The sequence below is a fragment of the Streptomyces sp. TOM-9 genome, from assembly GCF_056858595.1.
Window position 1 is genome coordinate 466,117 of the sequence record NZ_JBXEQB010000001.1, and the last position, 16,291, is coordinate 482,407.

Sequence of the window (16,291 nt, forward strand, 5' to 3'; positions counted from 1 at the left end):
CGCCGTGATCGTCGACCGGGTCGCCCCAGGGAGCGGACATGCGCATCGACCTCACCGGACGGACCGCCTTGGTGACGGCATCGACGCAGGGCATCGGAGCGGCCATCGCGGCCGGGCTCGCACGGGCGGGAGCCCGCGTGGGCGTCAACGGCCGCGACCCGGACCGGGTGGACCAGGCCCTCAAGCAACTGCGTGACGAGGTGCCGGACGGCGAGTTCGTCGCCGTCGGAGCCGACGTGGCCACCGACGAGGGCGCCGAACGGGCCCGCGAGGCCGTGCCGGACGTCGACATCCTCATCAACAACCTCGGCGTCTACGGCGCCAGGGACGCACTCGAGATCGACGACGCCGAGTGGCGCCGGTACTTCGACGTCAACGTCCTGTCCGCCGTCCGCCTGACCCGGATGTACATGCCGCGGATGCTGGAGCGGGACTGGGGCCGCATCCAGTACATCTCCAGCGAGTCCGGCGTGGCGATCCCCGTCGAGATGATCCAGTACGGCATGACGAAGACGGCGATGCTCGCCCTCGGGCGCGGCTTCGCGAAGAAGGCCGCGGGTTCGGGCGTCACGGTGAACTCGGTCCTGGTCGGCCCGACCCGCACCTCGGGCGTGGAGGAGTTCGTCCGGGGGCTCGTCGGCAGCGAGTTGCCCTGGGAGGAGGCGCAGCGCACCTTCATGCGCGAGCACCGCCCGCAGTCGCTGCTGCAACGCCTCATCGAGCCGGCGGAGATCGCCAACATGGTGGTGTACCTCAGCTCCGACCTCGCCTCGGCCACCACCGGCGGCGCCGTGCGCGTCGACGGGGGCTGCGTGGACGCCATCGTCCCCTGAGACGGCGTCAGGCGCTGCACTGCGTCATCCGTCGGGTCGCGTCATCCGTGCCGTGCGCTCCAGCCAGGCGGCCGTGACCGAGCTGTGCCGCTCGACGACGTCCTCCGGTGCCCCGTTGAGGAGGGCGAAGGCCACCTGCTCCAGGCCGAAGGTGAGGTACCACGTCCACGCGCGGTGCAGGGTCGGCCGGTCGATGGCCGCCGCCACCTTGTCCCAGCCGTGCCAGGCCAGGCAGGCGGCGTCGACGGCCGGGTCGAACGGCTGGGCGAGGTCCCAGTCCAGGACGCCGACCACGCGGCCGTCCTCGCTCCAGTGCAGGTTGCCGCCGGCCAGGTCGCCGTGGACCAGAGACGGTTCGACCGGGGGAAGGTCCAGGGCGGCGCCCACACGGCGGCGCGCCTCGGACCGCCACGTGCGCGGCAGCCGGGGGACGACGTCGCGCTCCATCATCTCGGCCCACCGGTCACCGCCCGCGTATTCGTGCGCGGCGCCCAGCAGGCCCTGGAGGCCGCCGCAGTCCACGCCCTTCAGCGCCCGCAGCAGCCCCGCGAGGTGTTCCGGCTCCCCACCCCCGCCCCGGGGTGCGGGCGTTCCTCCCAGCCAGGACAGCGCGACAGCGGTGTGCCCCGCCACCCGGACCACGTCGGACAGCGGGCGCGGCACGGCGAAGGGCAGGTCCAGGGCGCCCAGGCGGCGCAGCAGCTCCACCCGCCGGGACAGCGCCGCGACCGCGGTGGGGTTCCTGGCGACGCGCACGACCGCGACGCCCGGAAGCAGCACCACATGGTGCGAGCCACCGACCGCGAGGGTCGCGCCGCGCAGGTCGCGTCCCGGCAGCAGGGCCGCGGCCACGCTCAGCAGTTCCTCGGGCACGTGATCCACCATCACCGCAGCGTAGGGCCCCCCGCGCGTGACGCGATAGCCTTTCGATCATGGCGGACTGGAACATACGGCCGGCTGCGGCCACGGACGTCGAGGCGGTGGCGGAGCTGCGCGCCGTGGCGATGCGGGCCGACCTGGAGCGGCTCGGGCGGTACGACGAGCACCGCGTGCGGCAGCGCCTGCGGGACGCCTTCGCGCCGGAGCACACCTGGGTCATCGACGTGGGCGGCGCTCTCGCCGGCTGCGTCGCCCTGCGGCCTGCCGGGGACGCCCACTGGCTGGAGCACTTCTACCTGGACCCGCGTCTGCAGGGCGGCGGCATCGGCACGGCCGTACTTCGGGAGCTGCTGGAGCGGTGCGACCGGGACGGCGTCCCGGTCAGGCTGAACGTGCTGCGGGGCAGTGCGGCCCGGCGGCTGTACGAGCGGCACGGGTTCACCGTCGACACCGAGGATCCGGTCGACGTGTTCATGGTGCGCGAGCCCGCCGCCGTGTGCGGCGGTTGACCCCCTGGGGGTCGCCGGAGCGATCCGTTCAGCCGCGCGGGCGCTCGACGCGCCGGCCGACACGGGGCGGCCTGGCCGTTGCGTGCAGCTTCTTGGCCTAGGTGTATTGACCCGCAGCGTTGTTGACGCGGCTGATTGGGGGCTTGCCTCCGAGTGCGGTGTGGCAGCGATGGTGGTTGTAGGTGTGGAGGAAGTCTGCCAGGGCTTTGGTGCGCTCTGCGTTTGAGGTGTAGGGCCGTAGGTAGGCCCATTCTTCGAGCAGGGTGCGGTTGAAGCGTTCGACCTTGCCGTTCGTCTGTGGCCGGTAGGGCCGGGTGCGTTTGTGGGTGATTCCGGCCGCGACGAGGGTGTCTCGCCAGGCCTTGGATTTGTAGCAGGAGCCGTTGTCGGTCAGGACACGCTCGACGGTGATCCCGTGGGCGGTGAAGAAGACTTGCGCCCGTTGCCAGAAGGCGATGGCGGTGTCCTTGCGCTCGTCGGGCAGGACCTCGCTGTAGGCCAGGCGGGAGTGGTCGTCGATGGCGGAATGGATGTAGCTGTAGCCGATCACCGGCGTGCAGTTCTGCCGCTGGGTGGTGGTGGCTTGCCGGTTTCGGTCTCCCGCGGCCCTGCCCACGGTGCGCCAGCCGCCTCCGTCCGGGATGTTGCCCAGTTTCTTGATGTCGACATGGACCAGCTCGCCCGGCCGGGCCCGTTCATAGCGGCGGATCGGCTCGCCGGTGGGTCGGTCGATCCAGGCCAGCCGGTGCAGGCCGTGCCGGGTCAGGATCCGGTGAACTGTCGAGGCCGGCATCCCGAGGATCGGCCCGATCCGTGCCGGGCCGAGCTTACGAGTGGTCCGCAGGTGACAGACCCGGGCCTCCATGGCGGCCGGTGTGCGGTGAGGGACGGTGTGCGGCCTGCTCACACGGTCGTGCAGGCCGGCGTCGCCCTCGGCCCGCCAGCGGCGGACCCACTTGTGCGCCGTGGCGCGCGAGATGCCCATCTCCGCCGCGACATGAGCGACCGGGCGACCCGCGCACACACGCTCGACCAGCAGCCGCCTGCCGTGCACGGTCAGGCGGGCATTACGGTGGGACACGAAGACCTCCGGTGCGGTGCAGTCCTAGACAGCTCCACCACACCGGAGGTCTTCGCCGTGATCAAGACCCAGCAGGTGTCAACAACGCTCGTGATCAATACACCTAGGCCGTGTCGTCAAAGGAGCGCCGGCCGCCCGGAGGGCGGGCCCAGCGGCGTCTGGTGCGGTGCATCGTAAGGCGGAGAGTCGTCCTCGTAGTGGGCTACTCGGACGATTCGACAACGCAGCGAGGTGCCGTGCCAGGCGCCGCTGGGCAGGCGGGACTTTGACGACACGGCCTAGCGGCGGTACCGCCCGCGGGACCGCATCGGCATGGCCCCGACCGTCCCGGCGCCCTGCTCCGTGCGCCGCCGTTGTCAGGCCTCCTGCGGTCGCATCAGTGCCAGGTCCTCGCCCCACGCGTCCAGCACGGCGCCGTGCCCGGCGCGGCGGGCCGCCGTCTCGACGCGCGCGAAGAGCTCCCGCTGCGCGGACACGTCTCCGGTCGCCGAGACGGTGTCCGCGGCGTCGAGCAGCATGCGGGCGTCCCAGCCGGGCAGGGGGAACCGGGCGAGTTCCCACTCCAGGTACTTGTTGTACGGGCGGGGGCGCCGGTCGAGGGCGAAGAGCAGTTCCAGCAGGAACCCGATGCTGTCGGCGGCGTCGAGCCGCGCCGCGAGCACGTGTCCGTCGCGGTCGTTCTTGAGCGAGCGGTAGAGGGAGTTGGCGTAGGCGTCGAGCCACCGGCCCGCGTCCCGGGACGCCTCGCCGGCGTCGAGCCGCGCCTTGGCGGCCACGATCCGGGCGATCCCGCCCCGGAGCCGGTCGAGCACGGTCCGGGCGCGCGCGAGGGCGTACCGCTCGAACCCCGGCATTCCGGCGGCGCGGAACTCCTCGAGGGAGACGATGACGAGGTCCAGTTCCGGTGTGCGGTACCCCGCGAAGCGCGTGAGGGCCGTCGTCGCGCCGTCGGCGACCACGACGTACAGGTCGTGGTCGGAGTGTTCGGTGGTCATGCCCTCGTGGGCCCGTGAGCCCTTGAGGACGAGTCCGACGACAGCCGGGTCCGCGGTCGCGAGTTCGACGAACGCTTCGTAGGTGAGGGGCTGCTGAGAGGTCACGCACGCTCTCCGGGGGGTGGGAGGGGTGTGCCGGGGCCAGGGCCGGCTACGCCCAGACGCGGGACGCGTAGTCCAGGAAGTTGCGGCCGAGGATCTTCTCGATGCGCTCGGAGCGGTAGCCGCGGCGTTCCAGGAGGCGGACGAGTTCCCGGAACTGGTCGACGCCACGGAGGTCGACGACGAAGGGGTAGGTGTCGGCGCGCTCGCCCGCGGCACCGACGCCCGCCTCGCGGCGCCGGCCGACGTGCTCGGCGAGGGCGGTGCGGTAGGCGTCGAGGTCGTCGACGGGGGTGATGGTGCCGTCCGTGCCGATGCCGACGTGGTCCTCGCCGCAGACGTTGACCGCGTGGTCGATGTGCTCCACGACGTCGGCGGCGCGGGCGTGGCCGGACGGGTTGAGGAAGGGCATGAAGTAGATGCCCACGAAGCCGCCGCGGGAGGCGACGAGGCGGAGTTCCTCGTCGGTCTTGTTGCGTGGCAGGTCGGTGAGGGCGCGGCAGCCGGTGTGGTTGACGGAGACGGGCTGCCGGGAGGTCTTGGCGGCCTCCAGGCAGGTGCGTTCGCCGCTGTGGGAGAGGTCGACCATCACGTGCTGGTCGTTGAGCGCCTCGACGACCTCGTGGCCGAAGGGGGTCAGCCCTCGGTTGGCGGGGGCCATCGATCCGTCGCCGATGTGGTTGGCCTGGTTGTACGTCAGCTGGATGACGCGGACGCCCGCCTCGGCGAAGGTGGCGACGCGTCCGGGGTCCTCGCCGACGGCCACGGCGTTCTGGAAGCCGTAGATGACGCCGATCCTGCCGTCGGCGTGGGCGCGGTGGACGTCGGCGACGGTGCGGACCTTGGTGAGGTCGGCCGGGTGGTCGCCGATGATGGCGTCCCAGACGTCGATCTCGCGCAGGGTGTGCTCGTACGGGGGCAGGTCGCCCATCGTGTAGCCGAGGGTGATGTTGACGGCGGTGAGGCCGGAGGCGTGGGCGTCGGCGAGGGCGCGGGCGTCGATGGTGAGCTGGTCGCTGGAGGGGTTGAGGTGGGCCGCGGCCTCGGCGGACGCGGGGGCGTTGGGGTTGTCGAGCTGCCCCAGCGCGTTGACGATCACGGGGGTGGGGTTCACCGGCGCTCCTCGAACTCGGCGCGGTCGAAGCGGTGTCCGCGCTTGACGGTCAGGGTGACGCTGCGCAGGTTGGCGATGTCGCGCAAGGGATCCTCGTCCAGGACGACGAAGTTGGCCAGCTTGCCGGGCTCGACGCTGCCCATGGAGTCCTCGGTGCCGGCGGCACGGGCGCCGATGAGCGTGGCCGAGCGCAGGACGTCCGCGGTGGGGATGCCGCAGCGTTCGACGAGGAAGGCCAGTTCGTCGTGGAGGGCGGGGAAGGCGGCCCCGGGGGCGGTCTCGTGGTCGGTGCCGGTGGAGATGGCCACGCCCGCCCGGTGGGCCTGGGCGGTGACGGCGGCGGCGAGCGCGGTGTTCGCACGGGCCCGGGCGGTGTCCTCGGGTCCCTCGCCGGCCAGTTCCTCGCTCTCCCACATGCAGGCGGTGGCGTCCAGGACGGTGCCGTGCCGGCGCATGAGGGCGAAGAGCCGGTCCAGGTGCGGGTCGTCCCCTGCGGCGAACCGTGCGTGGTCGACGGGGGGTTTGCTCTTGTAGCTGGTGAGCCCGTCGGGGGTGCCCTCGAAGGCGAGCAGGGTGACGTGGGAGACGGTGTCGACACCGGCGGCGACGACCTGGCCGGGCGTCGCGGGGAAGACGGTGGCGTGCGCCCAGACGGGGATGCCCTGGCGGTGGGCCTCGGCGGTGACGGCGGCGACCAGGTCCGCGTCGAGGTCCGCGTAGACCTTGATGGCCGCGGCGTACGTACCACGGGCCATGGCGACCGCGAGGGGCAGGTCGGTGGCGGCGGTGACGGCCTGCATCCAGGGCACTTCGCCGGGCACGGCGCCCTGGGAGACCTGGTGGGTGCGCGGGTCGTCGAAGAACCCGGGGCCCGCCATCAGGGCGGCGTAGCGGATGTCGGGGCCGGGGATCTCGCCGACGAGGGTGGCACGGGCGAGGTCGCCGATCTGCCGCAGGTCGTCGGCCATGTCCCGGACGGCGGTGATGCCGCTGTAGACGTGACGGCGCAACGCCGCCTCGGCCGCGGGACGGTCGGGCGGGGTGGCGAGGTGCTGGTGGGTGTCGATCAGCCCGGGGATGACGAAGCGTCCGTCGAGGTCGAACACCCGGGCGCCGTCGGGGAGCCGGGAGGCGAGGTCGGCGTCGGGCGCGACCGCGGTGACCGTCTGCCCGTCGGTGACGATCGTGGTCGCGGGCCGGAGCGGGCGGCCGGTGCCGTCGAAGAGGGTCGCGCCGCGGTAGACCGCGGTCGTGCCCGCGGCGGGCGCTGCGTAGGGGGTGGGGGCGCCCTGGGACTGGTCGGCCATGCTCACCTCGACTGTTGCATCCTGCGTAACATCTGTATCGTCTGGGGAAACGCTCGGTACTGTACTGCAGCCGCCGGAGAACGAGAAGGAGTGGCCGCGATGCCCGAGGCCCCGCGTACCGCGGTGGACAAGGCGCTCGACCTCGTCGAGGCCGTCACCCGTGCGCCGCGTCCCGTCCGCCTGACGGATCTGGCCGGCGAGGTCGGCCTGCACCGCGCGACGGCCTACCGGATCCTGCTGGACCTGGTGCGCAGGGGCTGGGTGCTGCGGGCGGGTGACCGTTATCTGCCCGGCACCGCGGTGCTGCGGATGTCGGCGGCCGCGGCAGGGAACTCGCTGAACGCCCTGGCCCGCCCGGTGTTGCAGGAGCTGTCCGACGTCACGGGGATGATGGTCAACCTGCAGGTGCTGGAGGCCGACCGGGCCCGGGTGATCGACGTCGTCCGCCCGGAACGCCTGGCCATGATCAGCCACTTGCTGGGCGAGGCGCTGCCGGTGCACCGGTTCGCCGGGCCGCTGGCGCTGGTCGCGGCACTCGACCCGGCGGCCCGCGCGCCCTACTTGCGTCCCGCCAAGGCCGAAGGGCACCCGCTCGACGGGGACGACGGGCTGCTGGCCGACATCGCGCGTACGGAGCGGACGGGGGTGGCCGTGGAGCGCGGACGCAACGAGAAGCTGGTCGCCTCGATCAGCCGCGCCGTGACGCCGGGCCCGGGCGCCCCCGTCTGCGCGCTCACCGTCGTCGGGCCGGACGCGGAGTTCGGTCAGGCCCGGCTGCCCGCCCTGGAGCGGGCGCTGCGTGACGCCACCGACGGGCTCCGGCGCATTCTGACCGATCCTCACGGAGGCACGGCATGAGCGGTCTCCTCGTCCTGGACCGGGCGCAGACCCGGGCCGCGCTCGACACGCGCCGCGTCGTCGACGCCGTGGCCACGGCCCTCGTCGCGATCAGCCGCGGCGAGGTGTCGGCGCCGCCGCGGATCGCGGCGCGCACCCCGGCCGGGTTGCTGGGCGCGATGCCGGGCCATGTGCCGGGGCTGGGCCTGGCGGCGAAGCTGGTGTCGGTGTTCGGCGATCCGGCGCTGCCCGGGCGCAGTGCGCACCGGGGCATGGTCGCGTTGTTCGACGAGCACGACGGGCGCCCGCTGGCCCTGATGGACGCCGAGTCGCTGACGGCGGTGCGCACCGCTGCCGCGGCCACGCTCGGGGCGCGGGCGCTGGCCCGCCCCGGGGCACTGCGTCACACGGTGGTGGGCACCGGGGCCCAGGCCCGCGCCCAGATCGACCTGCTGGCGGAACTCCACCCGGCCGCGGAGGTCGTGGTCGCCGGCCGTGATCCCCGGGGCGCCCGTGAGGCCGCGGCCCGCCATCCCGGGGCGCGCGTGGCGGAGGGCATCGAGGAGGCGGTGCGCGGGGCCGACGTCGTCTTCTGCTGCACCGGGGCGACGCGTCCGGTCGTACGCCGCTCGTGGCTCGCCCCGGGCACGCACGTGAGCTCGGTCGGCGGTTCCCACGGCCCCGAAGTCGACGCGGAGACCGTTCGGGACGCCGCGCTGTTCGCCGAGTGGCCCGGCGCCGCCGGCTCCCCTCCCCCGGCCGGGGCCCACGAACTGCAGGGTCTCTCCCCCGGCCGCGAGGTCGTCCTGCTCGGCTCCGTGCTCGCCGGTGACCACCCCGGACGCGGCGAGGCCGGCGGGCTGACCGTCTTCAAGTCCACCGGGCACGCGGCCCTGGACGTGGCCGCCGCCCATGTCGTCCACGCCGTCGCGCGTGCGGAGGGACTGGGCACGACCGTGGCCATGTGACCGTTCCCTACCGCACAGACCAGGAGCGCGAGCCTTGCAGCAGTCACAGCAGCAGTCACAGCAGCCGCCACAGCAAGCGTCGCAGCACCGGGCACAGCGGCAGCCACTGGACGGCGTCACCGTCGTCTCCCTGGAGCAGGCCGTCGCCGCGCCGTTCGCGACCCGTCAGCTGGCGGACCTCGGCGCACGGGTGATCAAGGTCGAGCGGCCGGGCGGCGACTTCGCGCGGGAGTACGACAAGGCCGCCAAGGGTGAGTCCGCGTACTTCGTCTGGTGCAACCGCGGCAAGGAGAGCGTGGTCCTGGACCTCAAGGAGGAGGGCGACCGCGCGCTGCTCGACCGGATCCTGGCGGAGGCGGACGTCTTCGTGCAGAACCTCGCCCCCGGTGCCGCCCAACGGCTCGGCCTGGGCGCGGAGGTGCTGCGCGCGCGGCATCCGCGGCTGATCTGGTGCGGTGTCTCGGGCTACGGCGACGACGGGCCCTACGCGGCGAAGAAGGCGTTCGACCTGCTGGTGCAGTGCGAGTCGGGGCTGGTGTCACTCACGGGCACGCCGGACAGCCCCGCGCGGGCGGGGATCTCCATCGCCGACATCGCGGCCGGGATGTACGCGTACACCGGCGTCCTCACCGCGCTGTACGAGCGTGAACGCACCGGCGAGGGCAGCGCCTTCGACGTGGCGATGCTCGACGCGCTCGGCGAGTGGCTGGGGCAGCCCCTCTTCCACGGCCTGTACGGGAGCGCGCCGCTGACCCGCAGCGGCGCCCGGCACCCGTCGATCTCGCCGTACGGCCACTACCGGGTGGGCGACGGCGGGGAGGTCTTCGTCAGCGTGCAGAGCGACCGCGACTGGGTCGCCCTGTGCGAGAAGGTGCTGGAGCGGCCCGGGCTGGTCCGTGATCCGCGGTTCGCGGACAATCCGCTGCGCCACGCCCACGACGACGGGCTCACCGCGATCCTCGAGGAGCACTTCGCCGCCTTCACCGCCGACGAGGTCCTGGAGCGCCTGGACGGCGCCGGGATCGCGAACGCCCGGCTGCGGTCGGTCGCGGAGTTCGCGGCCCATCCGCAGCTCGAGGCCCGCGACCGCTGGCGGGAGTTCGGCACGCCGTCCGGCCCGCTGCGCGGGCTGCTGCCGCCGGTGACGGTACGCGGCCGCGAGGCCCTGATGGGTCCGGTGCCGGCGCTGGGCGAGCACACGGACGCCGTTCGCGCCGAGTTCCGCGGCGCACGGGAGGGGGCGGAGGGCGGTCGGTGAGCGATCACGCGGCGATCGCGTCGGATCGACAGCTCGTCACCCAGCCCGAGCTCACGGGTCCAGGCACGTCGCGCTGCGGGTCACGGAGCAGGTGACGAAGGCCCGCGGATGACCATCGGTGCTGCGGCCTCGGCGCGGGCGCGAGCCGTGGCGCTCTCGACCTCGTCACGGGTGACTTCCATGTAAAAGCGTTCCCCATGGGCGTCGGTGATGTCGATGACGATGCCGGTCCACTCCTCGGCGGGCTCCTCGGGTACATGCCCGAGCTGGTATTCGGCCTCCCGGAGCAGTTCCTCCGTCACCCGGACCCCGGTCAGCCGCTCGGCGAGGGCAAAGGCCGCGGCCTTGGTGTCGACGCCCCCGCCTGTCCCGTATTCGTCGTCCGACAGTGCCCATCCGACCTCGAGGATCGACGAGTTGAGGGCATCGGGGGTGCTGCCTGCCCTGACTGTGGGCCGCTCGAACGTGGTCCGGAGTTCCCCGTCCTCATACCAGTGGAAGAAGTCCATGGGCTTGCCTCCGTTGCTGGAGTGCACCACGGCGCGCCCGCCCGCCGACAGGGCCTCCAGGAAGCGCGGCTGCATCCCCGTGCCCCCCTCTCCGACGTGCAGGACGAGCGTCCAGTCGCCGCCTTCACCCGGGACGGTGAACGCGCCCGCGACGAAGGAGTCGTCCCAGTAGTCCATCGGGTCGCGCAGTTCGTCCTGCCGCTCGATCAGCGCGTCGGCTCCCGTACATGTGCCCTGGGGCTCCGCCCCCATCACTCGCAGGACCTCCCCCGGGGTGACACCCCTCGCCAGGGTCAGGGTGTACCCACACTCCAGCGCGTAGCCGAACAACGGAGAGGAACGTATCCAGGCATGGTCATGTGCGGTCGCCGAGGTCATGCATCACAGTCTGCCCGCCGCCACCGACAAGACCGCGAAAGGGGCCCGGCGTCGGCACGGCTCGCGGTCATTGCCGTAGACAGTGTCTACGAGCTGCTGGTAGACACTCCCCATGACCGATGGCGGCTCCCTGCGGGAGCGACTTGTCGATGCCGGCGTGGACCTCGTGCTGGCCGGGGGCACCGCGTCGGTGGGGCTGCGCGAGATCGCACGGCGGGCGGGGGTGTCGCACGGCGCGCCGCGGCGCCACTTCCCCACGCACGATTCCCTGCTGTCGGCGATCGCCCGGCGCGGTTTCGAGGACCTGCACGCGCGCTTCGCGACCGCGACCGCCACCGCGGACGCGGCAGCACCGCGTGCCCAACTGGCGGCCGCCGCACGGGCGTACGTCGGGTACGCGCTGGACCACCGCGGCATGTTCGAGCTGATGTTCCGCCACGACCTGCTGGACGGCGCGCCACAGGGGGACGGCGGTCCGCGGCTGCGGGAGACGTCACTGCCCCTCTTCGGGGCCCTCGTCGAGCTTGTCACCAGGTGCCGGGCCGAGCAGGACGCCGCCGTGGTGGCCACCGTGCCGCCCGCCCCGGTGACGGCCGCCGCCCTCTGGTCGAACCTGCACGGGCTCGTCCAGTTGTGGACCTGGGGCAGCCTCCAGGTCGTCCTGGGCGCCGACGACCCGGGCGAGGAGTCGCTGCGCCAGGAGCAACTCCTCACGGCCGTCCTCGACGCCCACCTCGGGCCGGTGCCCGCGTGATCTCCCCCGCGCGGCAGCGGCTCGCGCTGGCGGCGAGCGTCGCAGGGGCCGCGATCGTCGCCCTCGACGGTGGCGTCCTGCTGGTGGCGCAGCCCAGCCTGCAGCGGGATCTCGGTGCGAGCGTCGCCGAGGTCCAGTGGACCAGCACGGGCTACCTGGTGGCGGTGGCGTCACTGCTCGTGCTCGCGGGCCGGCTCGGGGACCGCTACGGGCACCGGCGCCTGCTCTGCGCGGGGGTGCTGGGTTTCGGGGCGGCGTCGGCCGGGATCGCCGTCGCGGGCGGCGTCGGGTGGGTCATCGCCCTGCGCGTGGCCCAGGGCGTGTTCGGCGCGCTCCTGCAACCCGCGACGCTGGCGCTGCTGCGGCTGGCCTACCCCGAGGACCGGCTGGGACGGCCGATCGCCGTCCGGACCAGCGCGCTCGCGGTGGCCGCGGGGGCCGGTCCCGTCCTCGGCGGGCTCGTCGTGGCGCACCTGGGATGGCGCGCGGTGTTCTGGATCAACGTCCCCCTCGCGCTCGCGATCGCCGTGCTCACGCTCGCCGTCCGGGTGCCCGTGCCGCAGCGGCCGGACGACGGCGGAGGGAGGGTCGGCACGGCCGGGGCGGCCCTGCTCGCGCTGGCGCTCGCGGCCCTCGTCCACGCGCTGGCGGGCATACCCGAGCGCGGGTGGACGGGTACCGGTACGGTGCTCGAGCTCCTCGCCGTGGCGGGCGCCCTCGCGCTGCTCGTCGCGTACGAGCGGCATGCGAAACATCCCAACGTGCCCCGCGCGGTGGCCCGTTCGGTACCCGTGACGGCGTCCGTCGCCATCCTGCTGGTGACGACCGCGGGGCTGTTCGGCACATTGTTCCGGGCCACGTTCCACCTGCAGGACGTGCTGCGTCTCGACCCGCTGGCCACCGGCCTGAGGGTGCTCCCGCTGACGGCGCTCATGGTGCTCGGCGCACCCGTCGCGAGTGCCGCGCTGCGCCGCTACGGCCCGCGCCGTACCGCCCTGTGCGGCACGCTCCTGGTCGTCCTGGGCATCACGCTGCTCTCGCGGTCCGGGGCGGGCAGCGCGTGGGCCGCCATGGCCGCCGCGTTCGCCGTGCTCGGTGCGGGCTTCGCCACCGTCATGGTGACCGCCACCGCCTCCGTCGTCGGCGACGCGCCGCCCGGGTACGCCGGGGTCGTCGGGGGCCTGAAGCAGACGGCGATGAACGTCGGCCCGGCCCTCGGCATCGCGGTCGCGGCCGGCACCACGGGCACGGCCGGGCCACCGGGCGCGACGATGGGCACCACCCTCGTCCTCCTCGCCGGGCTCGCCGCGCTCGGCCTGCTCCCGGCGTCGCTGCTGCCCCGGCCCGCGAGGGCATAGGCCTCGCCGACCGGCCCACCGGCTCGGGGACGTCGAGGACCCCTGCTGAACGCCGCCGCCCCGGCCGGGGTCAGGCGCCGGCGCGGTAGGTCGAGGTGAACGTCCAGTCGCCGGAACCGACTTCGTAGATCCGCTCCCCGTCGGCGGAGCGGACGAAGCGGGCGCCCTTGGGCGCGGCCACCTCACCGGAGGTCACCGGCACGTGCACCTCGGCCGTGGTGCCCGCGGGCACGGTGAGCCGCAGCCGGTACGCGTCCCCGTCCAGGCGCCAGGAGGTGCCGGCGGTGCCGTACGGGGTGCGGTACGAGCCGGAGGCGGAGGTGAGGCCGGCGACGAGGGCCGGGTCGACGAGCAGTTCGCGGTAGCCGATGGAGCCGGGTGCCTGCTGGATGCCGGCGAGGCGGGCGGTGAACCAGGCGTCGATGGCGCCCAGCATGAAGTGGTTCTGGGACTGGCCGGGGCCGCCGTCCCAGCTCTCGCCGAGCGTGGTGTTGCCGTGCAGCACCTGGTAGCCGTAGCTGGGGCTGGTGGTCTGGGTGGCGATCCGGCCGACGACGTCGTCGTGCCCGGACTCCGAGAGCACCCGGAAGGCGGCGGGCAGCGAGATCTCCCCCAGGTTCAGGTGGAAGTCCGCCGCCTCGACGCTCGCGACGAAGTGGCCGAGCAGCCGGTCGCGCTGGTCGGCCGGGACGGCTCCCATGTCGAGGGCGAGCGCCTCCGCGCCGTGTCCGCCGCCGCCGAAGGTGCCCTTCGCGGGGTCGTAGTACTTGTCCGCGAGTGCCTTGGCACTCGCGTCGGCCTTGGCCCGGTATCCGGCCGCGGCGTCCTGGTCGCCGAGGAGCGCGGCGATGCGGCTCATGGCGTCGACGACGCGCCAGTAGCCGTAGGTGCCGGCCACCGCGCGGGGGAAGGTGGTGTCCGGGGTGAACCAGTCGCCGAGGCCGTAGTCGAGGATGCCGCCGGAGACCTTCTCCTCCAGGAAGGTCACGTACTTCCGCATCTGCGGGTAGTACGTGGCGAGGGTCTCCTGGTCGCCGTAGGTGGTGTAGAGCTGCCACGGCACGAGGACGAAGGCACCACCCCAGTTGGAGTCGTTGCGGTAGCCGCCGGGCAGGGCCGTGTACTCCGGGGTGGTGGAGGTGATCAGGCCCTCGGGGGTCTGGCCGTCGGCCATGTCACGGACGATCTTGCGGAGCTGGGACTCCATGTCGTAGTTCGCGGCGAGGGTGGGGAAGACGAGCTGGTCCTGCTCCAGCCAGCCGAGCTTCTCACGGCTCGGGCAGTCGGTGAGGACGCTCATCATGTTGCCCTCGATGGAGCGGCGGATGATGGAGTGGATGCCGTTGACCAGGTCGTTGGAGCTGGTGAAGTCACCGGCCGAAGTGTTGTCGGTGTGCAGCACCTTGCCGCGGACGGTCACCGTGGCCCCGGCGGGCAGTCCCTTCAGCTCCAGGTAGCGGAAGCCGTGGTAGCCGTACTCGGGGTGCCAGGTCTCGGCGCCGGAGCCGCTGGTGGTGTAGCTGTCCCATAGGGGCCCGCCGACGTTGCTGATGGACTGGAAGGCGTGACCGTCCTTGAGGCTCTCGGCGGGCACGATGCGGACGGTGGTGCCGGCGGGTGCCCGCACCGTGATCTCGGGCCAGCCGGCGATGTTACGGCCCAGGTCGAAGACCCGGCTGCCCTCGGCGCCGGGCACCTCCTTGCCGGTGAGGGTCTCGACGACCCGGATCGGCTCGGTCTCGCGGGCGCTGAGCAGGGCGGGCGCGTCCGCGGAGCCGGGACCGGCGACGGTCACGGCCTCGTCCCAGCCGGCGCGGCTGCCGCGGGGTTCGTCCCAGTGCGGGAGCGCGCGGCGTGCGTCGTAGTCCTCGCCGCCGTACCAGTTGGAGGAGGTGGTGGGGCCGAGCGTGGTGCGCCAGTCGTCGCCGCTGCTGATGCGGCGGACGGTGCCGTCGGCGAGGGTGACCTCCAGCTGGGCGATCAGCTTGGGGTCGCTGATGTTGCCGTAGAGCTTGCGGTAGCGGTCCGCGGTGCTGACGACGTTGGAGATGCCGTTGCCGAGGGAGACGCCGACGGTGTTGCCGCCGGTGCGCAGCAGGTCGGTGACGTCGTAGGTGGCGTACTGGACGCGCTTGGTGAAGGTGGTGTTGGCGGGTTCGAGGACGGCGTCGCCGACCTGCCTGCCGTTGATGGTGGCGTCGTAGATGCCGAGGCCCGAGACGTACAGGCGGGCGCTGCGCACGTGCTTCGGGAGGGCGAAGTCCTTGGTGAACAGCGGCAGTCCGGACGGCAGCCAGGGCTTCGGCGGCTGCTGGCCGGTGACGGCCGCGGCCTGGGTGAAGGGCCCGGTGGGGGTGTCGCCGGTGGCGAGGGTGTAGTCGGTGGGGAAGCCGGGGACGCGGCCGTCGTCGGTCACGACGTCGGCACGGGGGTAGAGGGCGACCTCGTCGAAGGTCTTCGCGGACTTCAGGTCGAGGGTGAGCGTGACGGGCTGCTGGGAGACGTCGGGTCCGGTGTGCGCCGCGCTGGAGTAGCCGGCGGCGGTCTGGAGGCCGCTGTTGGGCAGGCCGTCCACGGCGAGGGCCGGTTCCCAGGTCTTGCGGAGGGTGTTGGACTCGGAGGCGGTGACGGCGGCGCCCTTGGCGAGACCCGTGGTGCCGGCGGCGGAGTCGCGGACGTCGATCTCGCCGAGCTGCAGGCGCCAGGTGCGGCCCGGGAAGTCCTCCTGCAGGGGCAGGCCGAGGCGGGTGACGTCGAGGCGGAGGTAACGGGCGGTGGTGCGAGGCAGCTTGACGACCACGGGGGTGACCTCGCGCTTGCCGAGCTGCCAGTCGGCGCTGGTGATCCAGTCGGCCTGCCAGTCGCTGCTCTTGGTCAGGCCCGTCTCGAAGGACGCGGGCGTGCTCCAGTCGGCGGCGTGGTCCGCGCCGTGGGAGCCCCCGGCGGACCAGAGCATGACGCGCCAGTAGACCCGGGTGCGGGAGCCGAGCTGCTTGCCGGCGTAGACGGTCTGCGGGACGGCGGAGGCGACCTTGCCGGAGTCCCACAGGTCGGGACGGCCCTGCCGGAGCCGGGTGGGCGAGGTGGCGGCCTGGACCCGGTAGGCGGTCTGGACGAGCCCCGGGGAGCGGCCGGTGAGGGCCCAGCTCAGTTCGGGGGTGGTGTCGTCGATGCCGAGGGCCTGGGTGAGCTTCTGGGTGCGCAGGGTGGTCGCCGTCAGCGACGCGGGGGCGCCGGCCTCCGCGGTGACGGCGGTGGGCAGGATCGTGACGAGCGCGGTGAGACCGGTCGCGACGGCGAGGGCCGGGGTACGCCGGGTGCCTGCGCGCGGGGGTCGGGGCATGCGGGTGCTCCTTGACGGCGGTGCGGTGGGCGGGGGCTGCGGGTTCGTCGCTTTGGGGGACGGCAC

Annotated in this window: 14 protein-coding genes; 7 read left to right on the plus strand and 7 right to left on the minus strand. The window is 73.2% G+C overall.

The window, feature by feature from the left end:
• The first annotated feature begins 38 nt into the window (after positions 1–38).
• Complete coding sequence (locus AC1VWI_RS02180) at positions 39–833, plus strand: SDR family NAD(P)-dependent oxidoreductase (protein WP_499509172.1); 795 nt, start codon at positions 39–41, stop codon at positions 831–833.
• 24 nt (positions 834–857) lie between these two features.
• Here AC1VWI_RS02180 and AC1VWI_RS02185 read toward each other — a convergent pair whose 3' ends face one another.
• Positions 858–1,718: a phosphotransferase gene (locus AC1VWI_RS02185; RefSeq protein ID WP_499509173.1), complete on the minus strand. Its 861-nt coding sequence runs from the start codon at positions 1,716–1,718 to the stop codon at positions 858–860.
• Positions 1,719–1,765: 47 nt separating this feature from the next.
• Between AC1VWI_RS02185 and AC1VWI_RS02190 the strand changes: the two genes are divergently transcribed.
• On the plus strand, positions 1,766–2,221 hold the full coding sequence (locus tag AC1VWI_RS02190) for a GNAT family N-acetyltransferase (protein ID WP_499509174.1): 456 nt from the start codon (positions 1,766–1,768) through the stop codon (positions 2,219–2,221).
• Positions 2,222–2,318: 97 nt separating this feature from the next.
• On the opposite strand, the gene AC1VWI_RS02195 is transcribed toward AC1VWI_RS02190, so the two are convergent.
• The 4 genes from AC1VWI_RS02195 to AC1VWI_RS02210 form a co-directional block, all read right to left on the minus strand.
• Positions 2,319–3,302 carry an IS481 family transposase gene (locus AC1VWI_RS02195; protein WP_499509175.1) on the minus strand — a complete coding sequence of 328 codons (984 nt, stop codon included), beginning with the start codon at positions 3,300–3,302 and terminating at the stop codon, positions 2,319–2,321.
• 356 nt (positions 3,303–3,658) lie between these two features.
• Positions 3,659–4,402 carry a hypothetical protein gene (locus AC1VWI_RS02200; protein WP_499509176.1) on the minus strand — a complete coding sequence of 248 codons (744 nt, stop codon included), beginning with the start codon at positions 4,400–4,402 and terminating at the stop codon, positions 3,659–3,661.
• Positions 4,403–4,448: 46 nt separating this feature from the next.
• Complete coding sequence (locus AC1VWI_RS02205) at positions 4,449–5,513, minus strand: dipeptidase (protein ID WP_499509177.1); 1,065 nt, start codon at positions 5,511–5,513, stop codon at positions 4,449–4,451.
• Positions 5,510–6,820 (minus strand): amidohydrolase family protein, encoded by a 1,311-nt coding sequence (locus AC1VWI_RS02210; RefSeq protein ID WP_499509178.1) that lies wholly within the window; start codon positions 6,818–6,820, stop codon positions 5,510–5,512. Before AC1VWI_RS02210 ends, AC1VWI_RS02205 begins: the two co-directional genes overlap by 4 nt.
• A gap of 99 nt (positions 6,821–6,919) precedes the next feature.
• Between AC1VWI_RS02210 and AC1VWI_RS02215 the strand changes: the two genes are divergently transcribed.
• The 3 genes from AC1VWI_RS02215 to AC1VWI_RS02225 all read left to right on the plus strand — a co-directional run bounded on the left by AC1VWI_RS02215 (position 6,920) and on the right by AC1VWI_RS02225 (position 9,883).
• The gene (locus tag AC1VWI_RS02215; protein ID WP_499509179.1) at positions 6,920–7,678 is read left to right on the plus strand and encodes an IclR family transcriptional regulator; all 759 of its coding nucleotides are present in this window, start codon (positions 6,920–6,922) and stop codon (positions 7,676–7,678) included.
• On the plus strand, positions 7,675–8,625 hold the full coding sequence (locus AC1VWI_RS02220) for an ornithine cyclodeaminase family protein (RefSeq protein WP_499509180.1): 951 nt from the start codon (positions 7,675–7,677) through the stop codon (positions 8,623–8,625). Before AC1VWI_RS02215 ends, AC1VWI_RS02220 begins: the two co-directional genes overlap by 4 nt.
• A 106-nt stretch (positions 8,626–8,731) precedes the next feature.
• On the plus strand, positions 8,732–9,883 hold the full coding sequence (locus AC1VWI_RS02225) for a CaiB/BaiF CoA transferase family protein (RefSeq protein WP_499516696.1): 1,152 nt from the start codon (positions 8,732–8,734) through the stop codon (positions 9,881–9,883).
• Between the two features lie 80 nt (positions 9,884–9,963).
• Here the strand turns inward: AC1VWI_RS02225 and AC1VWI_RS02230 are convergent, their stop codons facing one another.
• Positions 9,964–10,770 carry a DUF6461 domain-containing protein gene (locus AC1VWI_RS02230; protein WP_499509181.1) on the minus strand — a complete coding sequence of 269 codons (807 nt, stop codon included), beginning with the start codon at positions 10,768–10,770 and terminating at the stop codon, positions 9,964–9,966.
• A 112-nt stretch (positions 10,771–10,882) separates the two neighbouring features.
• Between AC1VWI_RS02230 and AC1VWI_RS02235 the strand changes: the two genes are divergently transcribed.
• Together AC1VWI_RS02235 and AC1VWI_RS02240 are read left to right on the plus strand one after the other, a co-directional pair.
• Positions 10,883–11,524 carry a TetR/AcrR family transcriptional regulator gene (locus tag AC1VWI_RS02235; RefSeq protein WP_499509182.1) on the plus strand — a complete coding sequence of 214 codons (642 nt, stop codon included), beginning with the start codon at positions 10,883–10,885 and terminating at the stop codon, positions 11,522–11,524.
• Positions 11,521–12,882 carry an MFS transporter gene (locus AC1VWI_RS02240; RefSeq protein WP_499509183.1) on the plus strand — a complete coding sequence of 454 codons (1,362 nt, stop codon included), beginning with the start codon at positions 11,521–11,523 and terminating at the stop codon, positions 12,880–12,882. Before AC1VWI_RS02235 ends, AC1VWI_RS02240 begins: the two co-directional genes overlap by 4 nt.
• A 70-nt stretch (positions 12,883–12,952) precedes the next feature.
• Here the strand turns inward: AC1VWI_RS02240 and AC1VWI_RS02245 are convergent, their stop codons facing one another.
• On the minus strand, positions 12,953–16,225 hold the full coding sequence (locus tag AC1VWI_RS02245; protein ID WP_499509184.1) for a family 78 glycoside hydrolase catalytic domain: 3,273 nt from the start codon (positions 16,223–16,225) through the stop codon (positions 12,953–12,955).
• Between the last annotated feature and the right edge of the window lie 66 nt (positions 16,226–16,291).

Coding starts and splice junctions, on each gene's coding strand:
- AC1VWI_RS02180 (WP_499509172.1), top strand. CDS start 39: ATGCGCATCGACCTCACCGGACGGACCGCCTTGGTGACGGCATCGACG.
- AC1VWI_RS02185 (WP_499509173.1), bottom strand. CDS start 1,718: ATGGTGGATCACGTGCCCGAGGAACTGCTGAGCGTGGCCGCGGCCCTG.
- AC1VWI_RS02190 (WP_499509174.1), top strand. CDS start 1,766: ATGGCGGACTGGAACATACGGCCGGCTGCGGCCACGGACGTCGAGGCG.
- AC1VWI_RS02210 (WP_499509178.1), bottom strand. CDS start 6,820: ATGGCCGACCAGTCCCAGGGCGCCCCCACCCCCTACGCAGCGCCCGCC.
- AC1VWI_RS02215 (WP_499509179.1), top strand. CDS start 6,920: ATGCCCGAGGCCCCGCGTACCGCGGTGGACAAGGCGCTCGACCTCGTC.
- AC1VWI_RS02220 (WP_499509180.1), top strand. CDS start 7,675: ATGAGCGGTCTCCTCGTCCTGGACCGGGCGCAGACCCGGGCCGCGCTC.
- AC1VWI_RS02230 (WP_499509181.1), bottom strand. CDS start 10,770: ATGACCTCGGCGACCGCACATGACCATGCCTGGATACGTTCCTCTCCG.
- AC1VWI_RS02235 (WP_499509182.1), top strand. CDS start 10,883: ATGACCGATGGCGGCTCCCTGCGGGAGCGACTTGTCGATGCCGGCGTG.
- AC1VWI_RS02245 (WP_499509184.1), bottom strand. CDS start 16,225: ATGCCCCGACCCCCGCGCGCAGGCACCCGGCGTACCCCGGCCCTCGCC.